The sequence below is a fragment of the Cellulomonas sp. plas2 genome, from assembly GCF_057221735.1.
In genome coordinates, this window is the sequence record NZ_CM170155.1 from 3,391,835 (window position 1) to 3,411,930 (window position 20,096).

The 20,096-nt window shown below is 75.1% G+C and carries 12 protein-coding genes; 3 read left to right on the plus strand and 9 right to left on the minus strand.

The window, feature by feature from the left end:
- Nucleotides 1-191 precede the first annotated feature (191 nt).
- On the plus strand, nucleotides 192-2,828 hold the full coding sequence (locus AC2TDM_RS15120; RefSeq protein ID WP_175499277.1) for a bifunctional diguanylate cyclase/phosphodiesterase: 2,637 nt from the start codon (nucleotides 192-194) through the stop codon (nucleotides 2,826-2,828).
- Here the strand turns inward: AC2TDM_RS15120 and AC2TDM_RS15125 are convergent.
- Entirely contained in the window at nucleotides 2,792-6,457 is a 3,666-nt protein-coding gene (locus AC2TDM_RS15125) for a proline dehydrogenase family protein (RefSeq protein ID WP_484635177.1), read from the minus strand. The genes AC2TDM_RS15120 and AC2TDM_RS15125 overlap by 37 nt on opposite strands.
- A 128-nt stretch (nucleotides 6,458-6,585) precedes the next feature.
- Between AC2TDM_RS15125 and AC2TDM_RS15130 the strand changes: the two genes are divergently transcribed.
- The gene (locus tag AC2TDM_RS15130; RefSeq protein WP_484636480.1) at nucleotides 6,586-6,948 is read left to right on the plus strand and encodes a type II toxin-antitoxin system VapC family toxin; all 363 of its coding nucleotides are present in this window, start codon (nucleotides 6,586-6,588) and stop codon (nucleotides 6,946-6,948) included.
- 4 nt (nucleotides 6,949-6,952) lie between these two features.
- On the opposite strand, the gene AC2TDM_RS15135 is transcribed toward AC2TDM_RS15130, so the two are convergent.
- Both AC2TDM_RS15135 and AC2TDM_RS15140 read right to left on the minus strand, forming a co-directional pair.
- Nucleotides 6,953-8,635, minus strand: a complete 1,683-nt coding sequence (locus tag AC2TDM_RS15135; RefSeq protein WP_090031112.1) for an alpha-amylase family protein — start codon at nucleotides 8,633-8,635, stop codon at nucleotides 6,953-6,955.
- The gene (locus tag AC2TDM_RS15140) at nucleotides 8,632-9,675 is read right to left on the minus strand and encodes a TIGR03885 family FMN-dependent LLM class oxidoreductase (RefSeq protein ID WP_090031305.1); all 1,044 of its coding nucleotides are present in this window, start codon (nucleotides 9,673-9,675) and stop codon (nucleotides 8,632-8,634) included. Before AC2TDM_RS15140 ends, AC2TDM_RS15135 begins: the two co-directional genes overlap by 4 nt.
- A gap of 105 nt (nucleotides 9,676-9,780) precedes the next feature.
- Between AC2TDM_RS15140 and AC2TDM_RS15145 the strand changes: the two genes are divergently transcribed.
- Nucleotides 9,781-11,304 (plus strand): MFS transporter, encoded by a 1,524-nt coding sequence (locus tag AC2TDM_RS15145; RefSeq protein ID WP_484635178.1) that lies wholly within the window; start codon nucleotides 9,781-9,783, stop codon nucleotides 11,302-11,304.
- A gap of 401 nt (nucleotides 11,305-11,705) precedes the next feature.
- Here the strand turns inward: AC2TDM_RS15145 and AC2TDM_RS15150 are convergent, their stop codons facing one another.
- The 6 genes from AC2TDM_RS15150 to AC2TDM_RS15175 all read right to left on the minus strand — a co-directional run bounded on the left by AC2TDM_RS15150 (nucleotide 11,706) and on the right by AC2TDM_RS15175 (nucleotide 19,969).
- Nucleotides 11,706-12,653 (minus strand): AEC family transporter, encoded by a 948-nt coding sequence (locus AC2TDM_RS15150; RefSeq protein WP_484635179.1) that lies wholly within the window; start codon nucleotides 12,651-12,653, stop codon nucleotides 11,706-11,708.
- A 90-nt stretch (nucleotides 12,654-12,743) separates the two neighbouring features.
- A complete protein-coding gene (locus AC2TDM_RS15155; RefSeq protein ID WP_484635180.1) occupies nucleotides 12,744-14,570 on the minus strand; it encodes a glycoside hydrolase family 13 protein in 1,827 nt (608 codons plus the stop codon).
- Between the two features lie 11 nt (nucleotides 14,571-14,581).
- The gene (locus AC2TDM_RS15160) at nucleotides 14,582-15,508 is read right to left on the minus strand and encodes a carbohydrate ABC transporter permease (protein ID WP_090031117.1); all 927 of its coding nucleotides are present in this window, start codon (nucleotides 15,506-15,508) and stop codon (nucleotides 14,582-14,584) included.
- Nucleotides 15,505-16,440, minus strand: coding sequence for a carbohydrate ABC transporter permease (locus AC2TDM_RS15165; RefSeq protein WP_090031118.1), 936 nt, complete (start codon nucleotides 16,438-16,440; stop codon nucleotides 15,505-15,507). Before AC2TDM_RS15165 ends, AC2TDM_RS15160 begins: the two co-directional genes overlap by 4 nt.
- Complete coding sequence (locus AC2TDM_RS15170; protein WP_175499279.1) at nucleotides 16,437-17,723, minus strand: ABC transporter substrate-binding protein; 1,287 nt, start codon at nucleotides 17,721-17,723, stop codon at nucleotides 16,437-16,439. Before AC2TDM_RS15170 ends, AC2TDM_RS15165 begins: the two co-directional genes overlap by 4 nt.
- The gene (locus AC2TDM_RS15175) at nucleotides 17,720-19,969 is read right to left on the minus strand and encodes an alpha-galactosidase (RefSeq protein WP_484635181.1); all 2,250 of its coding nucleotides are present in this window, start codon (nucleotides 19,967-19,969) and stop codon (nucleotides 17,720-17,722) included. Before AC2TDM_RS15175 ends, AC2TDM_RS15170 begins: the two co-directional genes overlap by 4 nt.
- Between the last annotated feature and the right edge of the window lie 127 nt (nucleotides 19,970-20,096).

Here is a 20,096-nt window from a genome sequence, read left to right on the forward strand (position 1 = left end):
GTCCGACGGTAGGGCCACGGCCCGCGATCACGACACCCCTGCTGGACCGCACCGGGAGCGCACGCCCGGGCACCGGTCGCCCCTCGCCGCCGTGGGACCAGGATGCAGCGGCGCGCGGCCGGTGACACGGTAGGCCCGGACGTCGGAGGGCCAGCAGCGAGCCCTCCGCACCGGCACGGGTGGAGAGCTGGGTGACGACGGTGCCGCGGCCGGTCGCCGTGCAGGCGCTCGCGGCTCTGGCGTACCTGGTCGCCGGCGTGCTGGGCGGCCTGACGCGGCTGCCCTCCCCACCGGTCGCGTTCGTCTGGCCCGCGGCGGGGGTCGCGCTGCTGTGGTTCCTCCTCACGCCCGTGCGCCTGCGGTACCGCGTCGCGATGCCGGCGCTCCTCGTCCTCGCCTTCGTCGCCAACGTGCTCACCCACGCCCCGGTGCTCACGTCGGCGGCGTTCGCCCTGGCCAACGTGGCGCACGCGGTGGTGGGCGGCGCGGTCTTCGAACGGCTGGCGTGGCACACGCCCCGCTCGCTGCGTGACGGCCGCGGGCTGCTGGCGATCGGCGTCGCGAGCACGGCCGGCGCCCTCGCCGGGGCCCCGGTCCTCCTGGCCGTGCTGGGGCCGCAGGACCTGGCCGCCGCCTGGTCGATCGTCGTGCTGTGGGTGCCGCGCTTCACCGCCAGCACCGCCGTCGTGGTGGCGCTGGTCCTCGCCTGGCGAGCGGCGTCGGAGGACCGGGCGGCAGGACGGCGGGCGGCGGCACGCAGCCGCTCGGAGGTCGCGGTGGTGCTCCTCGGGGCGCTCGCCGTGGACGTGTGGCTGTACGCGCTGGGCCGGGGCGAGGCCTACGCCTTCCTCACGCTGCCGGTCACCGTCCTGGTGGCGTGGCGGCTCACCCCGGCCTGGACCTCCACCTACGGAGCGGCCGCCGCCGCCCTGGGCGTGGTGGCGACGCTGCTCGGGCAGGGCCCCTTCGCCGACGTCGAACCGGTCGCCGCGCGGACGGTCGTCGTGCAGGTGTTCATCGGTGTCACGGGACTCGTGGGGCTCGCGCTGAGCCTGGAGGTCCGGCAGCGCCGTCTCGCGCTCGAGTCGGCGCACCGCCGCGGCGACGCCCTCGAGCGCACGCGGCAGTCCGCGGTCGTCCCGAACGCCCTCGTCTCGCTCGAGGCGCGCTCCCGCGGGGTGGTGCGGTACGCCAACCCCGCCCTGCGGCGCTGGTGGGGGCAGGACGAGCCGCCGGACGACGCACCGGGCGCCGCGCACGACGGCGCACCGGGCGACGAGCACGACGCCGCGCCGCGCGGCGGGCTCGTCGGGCGGGCGTGGCCCGACCTCCTCGAGCCCGCCGAACGCGGGCGGCTGGCCGCCGTCCTCGACGAGCTGGCCGCCGGGACCCGGGACGCGTGGGAGGGGCAGCTGGAGCACCGGACGGCATCCGGTGAGCGGCGCGCGTGCCTCGTGGTCGCCGGTGTGCTCCTGCACGAGGAGCAGGGGGACGGGCGGACGGAGCGCATGGCCAACCTGCAGCTGGTCGACGTCACCGACCGCACGCAGCTCGAGGCCCGGCTGTCCCACCAGGCGCTGCACGACCAGCTCACGGGCCTGCCCAACCGCGTCCTGCTCGCGGAGCGCATCGCGCAGGCGCTGGCGGCCCCCGCCCGCGCGGACGCCACCGTCGCCGTGCTGTTCCTCGACCTCGACCACTTCAAGCGCGTCAACGACTCCCTCGGCCACGCCGCCGGCGACGTCGTGCTCCAGCAGGTGGCCGAGCGCCTCGTGGCCGCCGTCCGGCCCGGGGACACGGTCGCCCGGATCGGGGGCGACGAGTTCGTCGTCTGCTGCCCCGACGTCGCCGACCCGAAGGCCGGAGCGGCGCTGGCCGCCCGCATCGCACGGCACGTGTGCCGCCCGGTCACCGTCGAGGGCCGCGACATCCCGGTGGGCGCGAGCATCGGCCTCACGCTCGCCCGCCCGGGCACCGACGCCGGGGCGCTGCTGCGCGAGGCCGACACGGCGATGTACGAGGCCAAGGCCGACGGGCGCGGGCGGACCGCCGTCTTCGCCGACGTCCTCTTCGACCGGGCACGCCAGGACCTCCAGCTCGACGACGAGCTGCGCCGCGCCGTGGAGCGGCAGCAGTTCGTGCTGCACTTCCAGCCCATCGTCGAGATCGCGTCCACCCGGGTCACCGCCGTCGAGGCCCTGCTGCGGTGGCAGCACCCGGAGCGCGGGCTGCTGCTGCCGGGGCAGTGGCTGGCCGTCGCGGAGCAGTCCGGGGTCATGCCGGCGCTGGGGCGGTGGGCGCTCGTCGAGGCGTTCACCCAGTGGCCCCGCATCGCGCGGACCTTCGGCGCCGACGTCGACGTGCACGTGAACGTCAGCGCGGCGCAGCTCGGGGACGGCGGGTTCGCGACGGTGGTGACCGACGCCCTGACGGGCACCGGCATGGACCCGGGCCGGGTCGTGCTGGAGCTGACCGAGACCCACCTGCTGACCATCGACCGGCCCCTGGTGGAGGACCTCGAGCGGCTGCGCGCCCTGGGCGTACGGCTCTCGGTCGACGACTTCGGCACCGGCTACTCGTCCCTGACGCAGCTCACGGCGCTGCCGGTCGACGAGGTGAAGATCGACCGCAGCTTCGTCGCCGCCATGCGCACCGACGCCCGTAGCCGGGCGGTCGTCGAGGGCGTGGTGGCGATGGCGCGGGCGATGTCGCTGGACCTCGTCGCGGAGGGCGTCGAGACCGACGAGGTCGCGGCCGTGCTCTCCGCCTCAGGCTGCCGCGTGGCGCAGGGCTACCTGTGGGGACGCCCCGCCGCCCTGGCCGCCTGAGCCGACGACCCCGCGACGGGCGGTGTCCCCACGTCCAGGCGGGCGTCGCGGGCGAGCGCGTCGGGCGTGCCGAACCGGTGCGCCGTGAGGCTCACCGCCTGCTCGAGGACGAACGGGCGGGTCTCGACCCGGCCGGACTCGGTCACCGGGTCGGACCACACCGCCACGTCAGGGCGCCCGGCCGTCGCGTCGCGGAGCGCCGCCGCCGCCGCGGCCGTGCCCCCTTCCCTGGACCGGTCGCCGTCCGCGCCCGTGCCGGCTTCCCAGTGCCCGACGAGGCGCACCCGCAGCGGCCAGGCCGCACCCGTCGGCGCGACCCGCCGCCGGGCCAGCCGGGCCGCCCACGCGGCGTCGTCCTCCACCCGCACGTCCCCGGCCGCGGCCAGCGCGGTCGCCAGGTCGAGCCCGGGGTCGTCGGCGAGGGACACGGCCACGTCCGCCCCGACCGCGAGCGCCGCGGCGACCACGCGCACCACGTCCACGACCGGCGCCCCGGCGACCGCGCGCACCTCGACGGGGCCGCCGCGGCCCGCGACGACCGGCAGGTGCCGCAGCACGTCCCGCTCGCACGCCAACCCGGCCAGGTCGGTGGCGGCCAGGTGCGTCGCCAGGGCGTCGGCGTCGGAGCCGGTCGCGCGGGCCAGGCGCGCGCGGGCGGCCTCGTCGAGCAGGCCGGGCACGGCGTCGGCCGCGTCGACGAGCGCCCGTACGGCCGGGTCGGTCACCGGCCGGCCGCGCGTCGCGGGCGCGTCCGCCCAGCCCACGAGCGGCAGCAGGTGGTCCGGCCCGCCGACCTTCGCGCCCGGACCCACGGCCGACCGCTTCCAGCCGCCGAACGGCTGCCGACGGACGATCGCGCCCGTGGTGCCGCGGTTGACGTAGAGGTTCCCCGCCTCGACGCCGTCGAGCCAGCGCGCCAGGTCGTCCGCGTCCCGGGTCTGCAGCCCGGCGGTGAGGCCGAGGTCGACGTCGTCCACCACCTCCAGCGCCTCCTCCAGCGTCGCGACCGTCATGACGCCGAGCACCGGACCGAAGTACTCCGTGCGGTGGAAGGCCGACCCGCGCCGCACGCCGACCCGCACCCCCGGCGACCAGAGGCGCCCCTCCGCGTCCAGCCGCTCCGGCCGCAGCGCCCACCGCTCGCCGTCGCCGAGGTCCGTGAGCCCCGCGAGCAGCTTGCCCCCGGCCGGCTCGACGAGCGGGCCCATCCGCGTGCGCGGGTCCCACACCTCGCCGACCGGCAGCGACGCCACCGCGTCGAGGAGCTGGTCCCGGAACCGCCGGGACCGCCCGACCGACCCGACGAGCACGACGAGCGACGCCGCCGAGCACTTCTGCCCCGCGTGCCCGAAGGCGCTGGCGACCACGTCCCGCGCGGCGGCGTCCAGGTCCGCGCTCGGCGCGACCACCACGGCGTTCTTGCCGCTCGTCTCCGCCAGCAGCGGCAGGTCCGGCCGCAGGCGGCGGAAGAGCTCGGCGGTCTCGTAGGACCCCGTGAGCAGCACGCGGTCCACGGCGGGGTGGGCGACGAGGGCCGGCCCCAGCGGCTCGTCGTCGACGACCACCAGCCGCAGCACCGACTCCGGCACCCCCGCGGCCCACAGCGCCTCCGCGACGACCGCCGCGCAGCGCCGGGCCGGCGGCGCGGGCTTGAGCACCACCGCGCTGCCGGCCGCGAGCGCGGCGAGCACCCCGCCGGCCGGGATCGCGACCGGGAAGTTCCACGGCGGCACGACGAGGGTCAGCGGGACGGGCACCGGGCGGGCGCCGTCGACGGCCTCGAGGTCGAGCGCGAGCTCCGCCGTGTGGTGCGCGAAGTCCACTGCTTCCGACACCTCGGGGTCGCCCTGGTCGACGGTCTTGCCGGCCTCGGCGGCCATGACCTCCAGCAGGGCAGCCCGCCGCTCCTCCAGCGCGTGCCCGGCGCGGTGCAGCACCGCCGCGCGCTCGCCCGCGGGTCGCGCGCCCCAGGCGCGTCCGGCCGCGGCCGTCGCGCGGAGCAGCGCGTCGAGCGCGTCCTCGTCGTCCACGCGCGCCGCCGCCACCTCCGCGACGCCGAGCACCGAGCCGGCCGCGCGCGCGAGGATCCCGTCGACCCACGCGCGGTTCTCCGCGACGGCCGGGTCCGTGTCCGGGGTGCTCACCCAGCGGGCGCGCCGGCCGCCCGTCCCCGGCCGTCCGACGGCCGCATACCGGTCCGCGGTGCGGTGCGGCGCCGGCACCTCCGGCGTCAGGGCCTCCACCGAGGCGACGTACCGGTCGCGCTCGCGCCGCAGGAGGTCCTCGTCGTCGTGCAGGGAGAACACGGCCGACATGAAGTTGTCGGCGGACGCCCCCTCCTCCAGCCGTCGGACGAGGTAGGCGATCGCCACGTCGAGCTCCGCCGGTGCGACGACGGGCGTGTACAGCAGCAGCTCCCCGACCTCGCGTCGGACGGCCGCGGCCTGCCCCGGCGCCATGCCGAGCAGCATCTCGACGTCCATCGCGTCGCGGACGCCGCGCCGTCCCGCCAGCAGCCAGGCGTGCGCGACGTCGAAGAGGTTGTGCCCCGCCACGCCCACCCGGACGGCGTCGGTGTGCGCCGGCCGCAGCGCCAGGTCCAGCACGCGCTTGTACTGCGTGTCCGTCGCGACCTTGCTGCCCCAGGTGGCGAGCGGCCACCCGTGCAGCTCCGCCTCGACGCGCTCCATCGGCAGGTTCGCGCCCTTGACCACCCGCACCTTGACGGGCGCCCCGCCCCGGGCCCGACGGGCGGCCGCCCACGCCTGCACCCGCGCGAGCGCCGCGACCGCGTCGGGCAGGTAGGCCTGCAGCACGACCCCGGCCTCCAGGTGCAGCAGCTCCGGCCGGTCGAGCAGGCGCTCGAACACCGCGAGCGTCACGTCGAGGTCGCGGTACTCCTCCATGTCGAGGTTGACGAACGTCGGCGGATCGGTGGCGGCGGCGGTCGCGTAGAGCGGGGCCAGCCGCTCGACGACGTCCTCGACCGTGGCGTCGAAGGCCCAGGGAGCGTGCGGCTCCACCGCCGCGGACACCTTGACCGACACGTAGGTGACGTCCGGCCGCTCGACGAGGCGCCGCAGCCCCGCCAGCCTCCGGTCCGCCTCGCGCCGGCCGAGGACCGCCTCCCCGAGCAGGTTGACGTTGAGCCGCGTCCCCGGCTCGGACCGCAACGCCGCGATCGCCCGCCCCAGGCGCGCGTCGGTCGCGTCGACGACGAGGTGCCCGACCATCGAGCGCAGCACCCGCCGCGCCACCGGCACGACCGCCCAGGGCAGCACCGGCGCGAGAACCCCGCCGAGCCGCACCGCCGCCCGCAGGTGCGCGGGCAGGAACCGCGGCACCCCCGGCGCCAGCCGCGCCAACGCCCGTGCCGCGACGCCGAGGTCCTCCGGCCGCACGACGTCGTCGACGAACCCGACGGCGAAGGCGAGCCCGTCCGGGTCGGTCAGCAGCCCGGCCAGCCGCGCCGCCGCCGGGTCCGCGGGATGCGCCGACGCCTCGTCGAGCCACCGCCGGACCAGCGCCTCGACCTCCGGCACGAGCGCGAGGTGCTCGTCCCGGTCGAGTCCCGTGCCGGGGACCGGGACCGGCGAGGGCGGCGCGGGCAGGGGTAGCAGGTCGGTCATCGGTCCTCCGGTCCCGCCGCGACCCCCGCGGCGCGTCCCGCCAGTCTGCGGCGGACGCCTCGGCGGCACCAGCGGCACCGGTCGCCCGGAGACGGCTCTCGGCCTGGTCCGACTTAGTCCTGAGCCTCCTGCTCGACACGCACGTCCTGCTCTGGTGGTTGCCCGACGACGCGCGGCTGCCATCGGGGATGCGCACCCGCATCGCCGACCCCGTGGCCGAGGTCCTCGTGTCCGCCGTGTCGGCATGGGAGATCTCGATGGAGGCGGCGCTCGGCAGGCTCGAGGTCCCCGACGGGCTCGCGCAGCAGCTCGAGGAGCAGGGCTTCACCCCGCTCACGATCTCGGTCGAGGACGGGTTGGCAGCGGGTGCGCTCCCGCGCCACCACGACGACCCGTTCGACCGGATGCTCATCGCGCAGGCCGCACGGCGGGATCTCCTCCTCCTCACCGTCGACGCACGCTTCCGCGCCTCCGACGTCCGGCTGCTCTGAGGCCTCACAGCAGGCGGACCATGCCCGGGCCGGCGGCACGGAGCCAGCGGTAGCCGTAGCCCTCCAGCGTCAGCTCCACGCGGCCGTCGTCACCGACCGGGGTGGACGCGTCCTGCAGCAGGTCCACCAGCAGGCGGCGGTCCTGCGGCAGGTCCGACAGGTCCAGCGGCACGGTCACCGGCTCGTCGCCGAGGTTGTGCAGCGTCACCACCGTGTCGTCGTCCACGGTGCTGCGCAGGGCGAGCACGGCCGCGTGCGGCTGCTCCAGGACGCACAGCGGCGCCCAGCCCAGCTCGGGGCACTCGCGGTAGCGCTGCACGAGGCGCGTGACGTGGGACATCAGCGAGTCCGGGTCGCGGCGCTGGGCGCGGACGTTGACGAACTCCGGCCCGAACCCGCCCTGCGTCACCGGCGCGCACAGGTCCGCCGCGTCGGCGGTCGAGAAGCCGCCGTTCGGCTCGTCCGTCCACTGCATGGGCGAGCGGACGGCCAGGCGACCCTCCAGCTCGAGGTTCTCCCCCATGCCGATCTCCTCGCCGTAGAACAGCGTCGGCGTGCCGGGCAGGGCGAAGAGCAGGGAGTACACGCACCGGATCCGGCGCGGGTCGCCGCCGAGCATCGTCGGCAGGCGTCGCCGCAGCCCCCGTCCGAAGAGCTGCAGGTCCTCGTCGGGGCCGAAGGCCGCGAAGACCTCCTGGCGCTCGTCCTCGGTGAGCTTGTCCAGGGTCAGCTCGTCGTGGTTGCGGACGAAGGTCGCCCAGTGCGCGTCGATGGGGATCTCCGGCCGCGCCCGCAGCGCGTCGGCCAGCGGCGTGGCGTCCTGCCGGGCCAGCGACAGGTACATCGCCTGGTTGCCGACGAAGTCGAAGAGCATCGTCAGCTCGTCGCCGTGCCCGTCGCCGAAGAACGTGCGCGCCTCGGGGTAGGGCAGGTTCACCTCGCCGAGGAGGATCGCGCTGCCCTGCCGACGGGCCAGGAGCTGGCGCAGCGAGGCCAGGTAGACGTGCGGGTCGCCGTAGCGGGCCTCCTCGCCCTCGTCGAGCCCGACCGTCTCGATCATGTACGGCACCGCGTCGACCCGGAACCCGGACAGGCCGAGCTGGAGCCAGTACCCGATGACCTTGGCGATCTCGTCGCGGACCAGCGGGTTGGCGATGTTGAGGTCCGGCTGGTGCTTGTAGAAGCGGTGCAGGTACCACTCGCCCGTGGCCTCGTCGAGCTCCCAGATGCTGTCCTCCTGGTCGGGGAAGACGACCTGGTCCGAGGTGTCCGGCGGCGGGTCGGAGCGCCACACGTAGTAGTCGCGGTACGGGTTGTCCTTCGCCTTCCGCGCCTCGACGAACCAGGGGTGCTGGTCGGAGGTGTGGTTGACGACGAGGTCGGCGATGACGCGGATCCCGCGGTCCGCCGCCGTGCGGATCAGCTCGACGACGTCGCCGGCGTTGCCCAGCCGGGGGTCGACACCGTACTGGTCGGTGATGTCGTAGCCGTCGTCCTTCTCCGCCGTCGGGTAGAACGGCATGAGCCACAGGCACGTGACGCCCAGCTCGGCGAGGTGGTCGATGCGCTGGGCGAGCCCCGCGAGGTCCCCGACGCCGTCCCCGTCGCTGTCGAAGAACGTCTCGGGGTCCAGGCAGTAGACGACCGCGTTCTTCCACCACAGGTCGGCGGTCTGCGTGATCCTCATGCGCTCGCCACCGACGCGTCCTGCTCGGCGTCGATGCGCGTGCGCCCCACGCGGGCGCCCGACGAGGGGTCCGCGCCGGCGCCGGCCCGCACCCGCGGCAGCACGTGCTCGCCGAACGCGTCGACGAAGGCGTCGAGCTCCGGGCCGACGTGGTGGAGGTAGATCTCGTCGAAGCCGAGGGAGGCGTACTCCAGGAGCTGGTCGACGTGCTCGTCGAGGTCCTGGGAGATCACCACGCCGCCGCGCACGTCCTCGGGGCGCACGAACGCGGTCGCCTGCTCGAAGGCCTCCGGGCCGTCGAGGTCCCAGCACAGCGGCGGCTGCAGCACGTTGGAGCCCCACTGCTCGTGCGCGACCCGCACCGCCGTCTCCTCGTCGGGCCCCCACTGCAGGTGCACCTGCAGCACGACGGGCCCCCGCCCGCCGTTGCCGCGGTAGGCGGCGACGACGTCCTGCAGCACCTCGACCGGCTGGTTGATGGTGACCAGCCCGTCGGCCCATTCCGCGGCACGCTCGGCGGTCCGGACCGTGACGGCCGGCGCGATGAGCGGCGGCGTGACGTCGGGCAGCGTCCAGACCCGCGCGCGGTCGACCGTGACGAGGCCGTCGTGGCTCACCTCCTCCCCCGCGAGCAGTCGGCGGATCACGTCGATGCACTCGCGCAGCCGCGCGTCGCGGACGTCCTTCGGCGGCCACGGGTCGCCGGTGACGTGCTCGTTCATGTTCTCGCCCGAGCCCAGCGCGGCCCAGAACCGGCCGGGGAACATGGCCCCGAGCGTGCCGATCGCCTGCGCGACGATCGCCGGGTGGTACCGCTGGCCCGGGGCGTTGACGACGCCGAACCGGAGGTCGGTCGTCGCGAGGGCCGCCCCGAGCCACGCCCACGCGAAGCCCGAGTGGGCCTGCCGCGTGTTCCAGGGCGCGAGGTGGTCGGAGCACATCGCGGCGTCGAAGCCTGCCTTCTCCGCGCGCTGCACCGCGCGCAGGAGGACGGAGGGGTGCAGCTGCTCGTGGGAGGCGTGGAAGCCGAGGGTCGTCAGGGGCACGGCGTCATCCAACCGGCCCGGTCCTCGGTCCGCATCGTGGGACGTGGACCCGCTGGTCGGGGGCTCGTCAGCGGCGGTCCGCAGGAGGACGGTGGGCCCGTGCCCGACGAGAGACCCGTCCCCTACCGGTCCGCGCGCGGGCGGTGGGTGCTCACCGCGACCGTCCTGGGGTCGGCGCTGGCGTTCGTCGACGCGACGGTCGTGATCGTCGCGCTGCCCCACCTGGCCGCCGACCTCGGGGCCGGCACGGCGCAGCTGCAGTGGACCGTGAACGGCTACGGCCTCACGCTCGCGGCGTTCCTGCTGCTCGGCGGCTCGCTGGGCGACCGGTGGGGCCGGCGGCGGGTGTTCCTCGTCGGCGTCGTGTGGTTCGCCGTCGCGTCGCTGGCGTGCGCGCTCGCCCCCAGCGCCGAGGCGCTCGTCGCGGCCCGCGTCGTCCAGGGCGTCGGCGGGGCGCTGCTGACGCCGGGCTCGCTGGCGATCCTGCAGTCCACCTTCGCCGGCGAGGACCGGGCCCGCGCCATCGGGGCGTGGTCGGGGCTGGGGGCGATCGCCGGCGCGCTCGCCCCCTTCCTCGGCGGGTGGATCGTCGACTCGGTCTCCTGGCGGTGGATCTTCGCGATCAACCTGCCGCTGGCCGCGCTCGTCGTGGTCGCGGCGCTGCGGCACGTGCCCGAGACGCGGCAGCCGGGTGGCGGCCGGCTCGACGTGGCGGGCACGGTGGTCGGGGCCGGGGGCCTGGCCGCCGTCACGTGGGGCTTCACGCGGTGGGCCGACGAGGGCGCGGCCGGGCCCGACGTCGTCGTCGCCCTGGCCCTGGGTGCGGCGACGCTGGTGGCGTTCGTGCTCGTCGAGCGGCGGGCGACCGCCCCGCTCGTGCCGGTCGGGCTGTTCCGCTGGCGACCGTTCGCCGCGACGAACGCCTCCACCTTCGTCGTCTACGCCGCCCTGTCGGGCCTCGGGCTGTTCCTCACCACGACCCTGCAGGTCGTCGCGGGCTGGAGCGCCCTGGCGGCCGGCATCGCGTCGCTGCCCATGACCCTGCTGCTCCTGCTCGGGTCGCCGACGGCCGGGGCGCTCGGGGCGCGTCTCGGCCCCCGCCTGCCCATGACGGTCGGGCCCGTGGTCGCCGCCGGCGGACTCGTCCTCCTGGCCGGGGTCGGTGCCGACGCGGACTACCTCACGGACGTGCTGCCCGGCGTCGTGCTCGTCGGCCTGGGGCTGACCACCCTCGTCGCCCCGCTGACGACCACCGCCCTCGCGGCCGCCCCCGACGCGCTGGCCGGCACCGCCAGCGGCGTCAACAACGCCGTGGCACGGGTCGCGGGTCTGCTGGCCGTCGCGGTCCTGCCGCTGGTGGCGGGGGTCGGGTCGGGTCTCACGAACCCGACCGTCCTCGCCCCGGCCCACCGCACGGCGATGCTCGTCTGCGCGGCCCTCATGCTCGCGGGCGCGGCCCTCGCCGCCGGTGGCATCCCCGGCACCACCGCCGCCGTCCGCCCCCCGCCCGACCACGCACCCACCGACATCCCGACCGACCAGGCACCCACCGACCACGCACCCGCGGCCGGCACGACCGACGTCCACCCATCGGCGAGCCGCCCCAGCACGACCAACCCCTGAACGACGAGGCCGACGCGGCTCCCGCGTGCTCGCGCCCGGTCTGCCGGGCCTCCCGCCGCGCTACGCCGAGGTACCACGGGGAGGACCGCCACCGCGGCGCGTCGTGGCATCTCGGCGTCGCCCGAGGTCCCGTCGTGGCAACTCGGCGTCACCCGAGGTCCCTGAGCTGGCCCCGATGCGTCGAGCAGCCGAGCGCCCCCCGGAGACACCCGTCGAGATGCCACGACACGCCGCGCCCGGGCCCCCGAGCGTGGTACCTCGCCGTAGCGCGGCGGCTGTTGCCCCCGGGGGACGACGGCGACGTCGGCACGACCCCGGCAGCACGACCCCGCCAGCGCGACCATCGGGGCCCGAGCTCCGGCCGCCCGGCCCGCGGCAGCACGGTCGCTCACCCGCCGCGGTCAGCCGAGGGTGGCTGCCACCACCAGGAGCACGGGGACGGCCAGGACCGTCGTGACGAGGCCGGCGTCGCGGGCCAGGGGCTGGCCGCGGCCGTACTGCACCGCGTAGACCAGCACGTTCTGCGCCGTCGGCAGCGACGCCATGGCGGTGACCGCCAGCAGGTCCCGCCCCTCCAGCCCGACGAGCGTCCCCAGCCCGCACGCCAGCAGGGGATGCACCACCGAGCGCAGCACGACGGCCAGGGCGAGGTCGGCCCGCGGCGTCCCCTCGCCGGCACCGCGCGGGGCGGACAGCGTCATGCCGAAGGTCAGCAGGGCGACGGGCGCGGCGGCCTGGCCGACGAGCGCGAAGGGGGCCAGCACCTCGTCGGGCAGGTCCCACGGCAGCACCGCCAGCACGAGCCCCGTCAGCGTGCCGACGATGATCGGGTTGCTCAGCGTGCGGCGCAGGAGCACGAGCGGCCCGGTCCGCGGCGGGACCGCGCCGTCGGCGGCGAGAGCCCGGGCACGGGCGCCGTCGAGCACCGCGAAGCCGACGGGCGCCAGCACGAGGAGCTGGAAGAGCAGCGTCGGCACGACGGCGAGCGGCGTCCCCAGCAGGTACACCGCCAGCGGCAGCCCGAGGTTGCCGGCGTTGACGTAGGAGGACGCGAGCGTCCCGACCGTCACGTCGGCCGCGGACCGACGCAGCGCGAACCGCAGGACGAGCGCCGCCACCAGCGCCACGAGGGCCGTGCTGCCCCAGACGGCCACGGCGGACCGGGACAGCAGGGCGTGCAGGTCGGCCCGCGCGAGCGTCGAGACCATGAGGCACGGGGTCGCCACCGCGAACACGACCCACGCCAGCACGCGGGGGGCGTGCGGCCCCAGCACGTCGAGCCGCCCGACGAGCGCGCCGACGCCGATGACCGCCGCGATCGTCCCGAGCGCCGCGAGGACCGCCCCCATCAGCCGCTCCCCGTCCGCACGGCGTCAGCCTCCCACGGCCCGGCCCGGCGCCCGTGGGACGCCGGGCCCGACCCCGTGGACGGCTCGGCCTCAGCCGCGGCGGCGCAGGACGAGGGCCTCCCACGGACGCAGGGCCAGGGCACCGGCCGCGAGCGCGGCGTCCGCGTCGGGGGCCGACCCCTCGTCCGGACGGTAGGTGCAGCCCTCGAGGCGCTCGGCGTCGGCCCAGGCGGCCGCGTCGGGAACGGCCGCGCGCGCCGGCGACGAGGAGACGTTGGCGACCACGAGCACGGTCTCGTCCCCCGCGTCCGTCGTCAGCGTGCGGGTGAAGGCGTACACCTGCTCGTCGTCGAGGAGGAGCATCGTGAAGTCCCCGAGGGCGACGACGGGCTCCGCGTGCCGCTGGGCGATGAGTCGGCGGTAGTGGTGGAAGACCGAGTGCTCGTCGGCGCGGGCGGCCTCGGCGTTGACGGCGTCGTGGTTCGGCTGGACCGCGATCCAGGGCTCGCCCGTGGTGAAGCCCGCGTGGTCCGAGCCGTCCCAGTGCATCGGGGTGCGGGCGTTGTCGCGGCCCATGGCACGCAGGCCGACGAGCACGTCGTCGGGGTCCGCACCGGCGTCGACCGCCTGCCGGAAGTGGTTGAGCGACTCGATGTCGCGGAAGTCCTCGATCCGCTCGAGGGGCGCGTTCGTCATCCCGAGCTCCTCGCCCTGGTAGACGTACGGCGTGCCGCGGTGCAGGTGCAGCAGGGTCGCCAGGCAGGCGGCCGAGCGCTCGCGGTGCTCGGGCGAGTCGTCGCCGAACCGGCTCACCGCGCGGGGCTGGTCGTGGTTGTCCCAGTAGAGGCTGTTCCACCCCACGTCGGCCAGGCCCGCCTGCCAGCGCCCGAAGGACGCCTTGAGGTCGGTCAGCCGCAGCGGTCGGACGTCGAACTTGCCGCCGGGGCCGTGGTCGAGGCCGACGTGCTCGAACTGGAACACCATGTCGACCTCGGCCCGGGCCGGGTCGGTGAACAGCCGCGCGTCGTCGACGGTCACGCCCGGCATCTCGCCGACGGTGATGAGGTCGGCCTCGCGGCCGGCGAAGACCTCGCGGTGCATCTCCGCCAGGAACTCGTGGATGCGCGGGCCGCACACGTACTCCGCGCTGCCGTCGCCGTAGGGCCCGTTGCCGCCCACGGGCCCGTCCGTGAGCGACCCGTCGTCGCCCACCCGCTTGGAGATGAGGTTGATGACGTCCATGCGGAAGCCGTCGACCCCGCGGTCGAGCCACCAGCGCATCATGTCGTAGACGGCCTCGCGGACCTGCGGGTTCTCCCAGTTGAGGTCCGGCTGCTTGCGGGAGAACAGGTGCAGGTAGTACTCGCCGGTGGCCTGGTCGAGCTCCCAGGCGGGGCCGGAGAAGAAGGAGCCCCAGTTCGTCGGCTCGGCGCCGGGTGCGCCGGCCTCCATGCCGGCGCGCGCCGGCCGCCACCAGTACCAGTCCCGCTTCGGGTTGTCCGACGAGGAGCGGGACTCGACGAACCACGCGTGCTCGTCGGAGGTGTGGTTGACGACGAGGTCCATGACGAGCTTGATGCCGCGGTCGTGCAGGTCGGCGATGAGCCCGTCGAGGTCCTCGAGCGTGCCGAAGGTCGGGTCGACGGCGCGGTAGTCGCTGATGTCGTAGCCGTTGTCGTCCTGCGGCGTGGCGTACACGGGCGACAGCCACACGACGTCCACGCCGAGCGCCGCCAGGTGGTCCACGTGCGCGCGGATGCCGGGGACGTCGCCGACGCCGTCACCGTCGGAGTCCGCGAACGAGCGCGGGTACACCTGGTAGACGGTGGCGGACGTCCACCAGGCAGGGGCCGCGGCGGTCGCGGACGGGCCAGCGGACGTCGAGGGGGTGCTCGTCGCGGAGGTGCTCGTCGTCATGGTCGTGATCCTCACTTCACCGAGCCGCGCGTGACACCGGAGATGACCCAGCGCTGGGCGATCACGTAGACCACGACCATGGGGATCATCGCCATGAGGTACGAGGCGAAGGCGACGGGGTAGTTGGTGGAGAACTGGCTCTGGAACACGTACTGCTGCAGCGGCAGGGTGGCGGCGCCGGGATCGGAGACGATGACGAGCGGGAGCAGGAAGTCGTTCCACGCCCACAGGCACGTGAGGATGCCGACCGTGGCGTTCATCGGCCCCAGCAGCGGGAACACGATCCGCCAGAAGACGGTCCACGTCGACGCGCCGTCCATCCGGGCGGCCTCCTCCAGCTCCACCGGGATGGAGCGGATGTAGGCGACGTAGACGAACACGTTGAAGCTCAGCCCGTACACCGTGTACAGCAGGATCAGGCCGAGCTGGTTGTCCAGCCCCATGAGCGCCGTCTGCTTCGCGACGGGCAGCATGAGGATGGGGAAGGGCACGAACAGCGCGGAGATGAAGTAGAAGAAGAGGGCCCTGTACCGGCGGCGGTGCATGTTCCGCGCGATGGCGTAGGCGACGAGCGAGTTCGTCAGCAGCGTCAGCACGACGGCGCCGACGGTGATGACCGCGCTGTTCAGCGCCGCTCGTGGGAAGTCGGTCAGGCGCCACGCGTCGGAGAAGTTCGCCCAGCGGACCGACGTCGGCAGCTCGAACCCGGTGCCGCCGAGCTGCGCCGGCGTCTTCAGCGCCGTGACGACGGTGAAGTACAGCGGCACGGCGACGGTCAGCGCGAGGGCGATGAGCAGGCCGGTCAGCCAGGGATTCGTGCGGCCGGTCTCCTCGTCGCCGCCGGGGCGGCGGCGCAGACGACGGCGGGGCCCCGCCGGCCCCTCGGGCGGCAGACCGGCCCCGGGGCGGGGTCCGGCGGCGACGGTCTGGGTGCTCATGCGGTCTCCTCCCGGGACTGCAGCACGCGGATCTGGAACACCGCGAAGGCGACGATGACGACCATGAAGAGCACGGCGTTGGCGAGCTGGTAGCCGTACTCGCCGCCCTGGAACCCGCCTCGGTAGATGAGCACGCCCACGGACTCCGTCGACGTGCCCGGCCCGCCGCCCGTCATCGCGATGATGTGGTCGAAGACCTGCAGGAAGCCCTTGAGGGACAGCACCATGTTGATGGTGAAGAACCCGAGGATCATCGGGAACGTGATGCTGCGGAAGCGGCGCCAGGCCCCGGCGCCGTCGAGGGACGCGGCCTCGTAGAGCTCGCCGGGCACGGTCTGCAGTCCGGCGAGGTAGATGATGATGTTGAAGGCGGTGCCCTGCCAGACGGCCAGGACGACGATCGCGACCCACGCCCAGGTCGCGTCGGCGAGGATCGACTCGCCGAGGGCGTCGACGCCGAGCGCGGTGGCGATGGCCGGGATCGAGAACGTGAACAGGTACTGGAACACGTACCCCACGACGAGGATCGCCAGCACGTTGGGCAGGAAGTACACGGCCCGCAGCGTCGTGCGGAACCTGATCCTCGCGTTCAGGCCCACGGCGATGGCGAGCGCGATGACGTTGGTGAGGACCGTCGCGACGACGGCGAACTGCGCCGTGAACAGGTACGCGTGCCCCACCCGCGGATCGGTGAACAGCGCGAGGTAGTTGCGCAGCCCGACGAAGTCCCACGTCCCGTACCCGGGCGAGTCGGTGAAGCTGAAGAAGATGCCCTGCAGCACCGGGACCGTGTGGAACAGCGCGAAGAGCACGGCTGCCGGCACGACCATCCACGCGAAGGCCCGGGCGGTGCCGCGGGAGGCGCTGCCGCCGCTGCCGCCGGCCGGCGCGCCCGGCGCGGGCGCGGCCGGGCGCTCGTCGACGGCGGTCATCCCTGCACCGCCCCGAGGCCCCAGGTGCGCCGGGAGGCGACCTGGTCCCAGCTGTCGTCGAGCCCGCGGAGGAACCCGTCGAGGTCGCGGTCCAGCAGGTACTCCTGCAGGAGGTTCGGCAGCGGAATCGCCGGGATGAACTGGTGGTCGGTGAAGCCCACGATGCGCCCTTCGTCGATGTACTCCTGCACGCCCGCGAGCGCCGGGTCGGGGTTGGACGAGCCCTCGAGCGTCGGGATCGCGACCTGCTCGGCCGCGTAGTCGGCGATGACGTCGGGCTGGACGAGGAAGTCGACGAACCGCTGCGCCTCCTCGGGGTGCTCGGCGTCGGCCCCGACGGTGACGAGCACGTCGACGCCGGACACGAGCGTCGTGCGCTCCGGGTCGTCTGTGGCAGGCAGCGCGAAGCTGCCGACGGTGAAGGCCGGCTCGAAGGACCGGATCTGCGGCACGGCGTAGGAGCCGAGCAGGAGCATGGCGGACTGCCCCTCCGCGAACGCCCGCGTCCCGTCCTGGTAGCCGACCGCCCCGGCGTTGGCCTGCGTGTAGTCGTAGAGCGTCGCGAGCTTCTCCGACGCGCTGCGCCAGCCTTCCGCGAAGGTGGTCTCGTCGGCGAAACGCCGCTCGAAGAAGTCCTCGGGCGCGTCCTGCGCCGTCAGCGGCGCCAGGGGTGACTGCGCGGTCCACGCATCCCCGAGCATCCCGTAGAACGGGGTGATGCCGGCGGCCTCGAAGGTCTCGGCGGCGGCGAGGAGCTCGTCCCAGGTGGTGGGGACCTCGACGCCCTGCTGCGCGAAGAGCTCCTCGTTGTAGAGGACCCCGCTCGCGTTGGCCGCGAACGGGACGCCGTTGACCGCTCCCGGCTCGCTGGCACCGAGCGCCTCGACGACCTCGACGTACGCGGGGTTGACCCGGTCCAGCACCTCGGTGCCGGCGAAGTCGGCGAAGATGCCCGCCGAGGCGAGCTCCCCGTAGGTGCCGTTGCCGTTGAGGGTGAGCACGTCGGGGACGTCGTCCTTCACCAGGCGCGTGCGCAGCGCGGTCTCCGGGTCCGGGACGTTCTGCACCACGACGCGGACGTCCGGGTTCTCGGCCTCGAACTGCCGGGCCAGCGCCTCGAACTGGGCGACGGCCTCGCCCTTGAACTGGAAGAACGTGAGCGTGGTGCGGCCGTCGCCGGCGCCGGAGCACCCGGCCAGCGCCACGAGGGAGGCGGTGAGGGTCCCGACGACGAGGGCGCGTCGACGCGCCCCTCGTCGTCGGGGGCGGGGAGGACGGGTCACGAGGGCTCCTCGGTGGCGGGGGTGACGCGGGTGACGTGCAGCAGGACCATCTGCTCGGGGTGGAGGCCGGGCGCCTGGACGCCGACGCGGGCCAGGACGGACCCGGGCAGCGTGACCCCGCGGGTCCACCAGGGGGGCGTGGCCCCGGCCTGGGACGTGCGGCCGCCGACGACGTCGCCGGGCGGCAGCGGGCGGACGTCGTAGAGCGCGTCCGGGTCGAGTCCCGGCAGGCGGAACTGCCCGGGCGGGTAGACGGGCGAGGTGGTGAGGGCGACGACGGTGTAGACCGCCTCGGACCGGTCGGGGGCGACGACACCCCGCAGCCAGGCAGAGCCGTCGGGGCGCTCGTCGTGCACGACCGTGCCGGTGTGCAGCAGGTCGCGGTGCCGCTGGTGGGCGGCGACCCACAGGCGGAGGCGGTCCAGCTCCTCGGGCGACGCGCTCGTGAGGTCCCACTCGATGCCCAGGTGGGAGAACAAGGCGGTGCCCGCGCGGAGGTCGAGGCTGTGGCCGCGACCGGTGGAGTGGCTGATAGGGGAGGCGATGTGCGAGCCCATGAGCTCGGGCGGCAGGAGCAGCGAGGTGTACGCCTCGATCTGCTGGCGCTCCAACGGGTCGATGTCGTCGCTGGTCCAGATGCGGTCGGTCAGCTCGAGGATGCCGAGGTCCGCGCGGCCGCCGCCGCCGGAGCAGGACTCGATCTCCAGGTGCGGGTGCGCGGCGCGGATCTCGGCGAGGAGCCGCAGCACGGCCCCGGCCTGGGCGTGCGCGACCGGGCGACCCGTCGGGCGGTGGCCGGGCTCGACGAGGTCGCGGTTGTGGTCCCACTTGACGTAGTCGATCCGGTAGGCGTCGAGGACCGCCAGGAGCTGGTCGCGGACGTGGGCGTACGCCCCCGGGTGAGTCAGGTCGAGGACCTGCTGGTGCCGGGCCGGCACGGGCAGCCGCTCCCCCGCGGCGAGCATCCACTCGGGGTGCGCGCGGGCGACGTCCGAGTCCGGGTTGACCATCTCCGGCTCGAACCAGAGGCCGAACTGCATGCCGAGCCCGTGCACGTGGTCGACGAGCGGGCCGAGGCCGTCGGGCCACACCTCGTCGGACACCGTCCAGTCCCCGAGGCCGGAGGTGTCGTCCCGCCGCGAGGAGAACCAGCCGTCGTCGAGCACGTAGCGCTCGACGCCGACGGACGCGGCCAGGTCGGCGAGCGCGACGAGCCGGTCGAGGCGGTGGTCGAAGTACACCGCCTCCCACACGTTGATGAGCACCGGCCGCGGGGAGCGGGGGTGGTGGGGGCGCGAGCGCAGGTAGCCGTGGAAGCGCGCGGACATCGCGTCGAGGCCGTCGGCCGCCGAGCCGTAGACCCAGGGCCCCCGGTAGGCGTCGCCCGTGGCGAGCCGGACCTCGCCCGCGAGCAGCAGCTCCCCACCGGCCAGCAGGCCCGTGCCGAGGTTGGTGCGCTCGGCGTAGGTGCGCGTGTTGCCGTGCCAGGCGACGTGCACGGCACGCACCTCGCCGCCGCGCCAGCCGAAGCCGCGCTCGCCGGCGGCCAGCAGCAGGCTCGCGTCGTGACCCCGGGAGCGGCGGCTCTCGCGCAGGTGCGTGCCGAGCGTGAAGGCGTGCCGCTGCGGGGTGCGCTCGCGCAGGTGGCGGCCCGTGAGGTCGAGGATCTCGTCGGAGGTCAGCGGTACGGGCAGGTTGACGTCGAGCGTGGCGAGGTCGAACAGGCCTTCACCGACGTTGGTGACCTCGGCGCGCAGCCGGACGAGCCCCGGGTGCAGCAGCTCGACGTCGAGACCGAGCGCGAGGCCGGCGGTCTCGTCGCGGGCGTCCACGCGGACCCGGTGGGCGACGGACGGGTCGCCGGCGGGCCGCTCGTGCGTCAGGGCGGTGACGAGGAAGGCCGTGGAGAAGTCGCGCCCCTCGCGGTGCCCGGACAGCCCGGGCGTGCCCATCCAGCCGGCCGACTGCTCGGCGACGAGGGACAAGGGCACGACGACGTCGGCCTGGCCCGAGGCGAGGCCGGGCTCGGCAGCCAGGCGCAGGTCGGCGAGGGCGGCGTCGTCCAGGTCGCCGAGGTCCTCGCCCCAGTGCAGGACGCGCGGCAGGCGGTCGCCGGTGCAGTCCAGCAGCAGGGCGGTGCCGCCGGCGCGCAGGGCGAGCACCCCGGACGGCCCGAGGGGCGACCCGGGGGTCGCACCGGCGGCACCCGCGCGGGCGGTGTCGGGCGGGGACGGCAGGATGCTCACCGGTGGGCCTCTCGGTCGGGCGGACGGCACGGTCGGCCGGAGGGCCACCACGGCGGGAGGGCGGGGTGCGGCAGCGCTGACGGCCCTCCTAGTTTTGCGCCGGAAGGAATTGTCGTCAAGAAGCGCG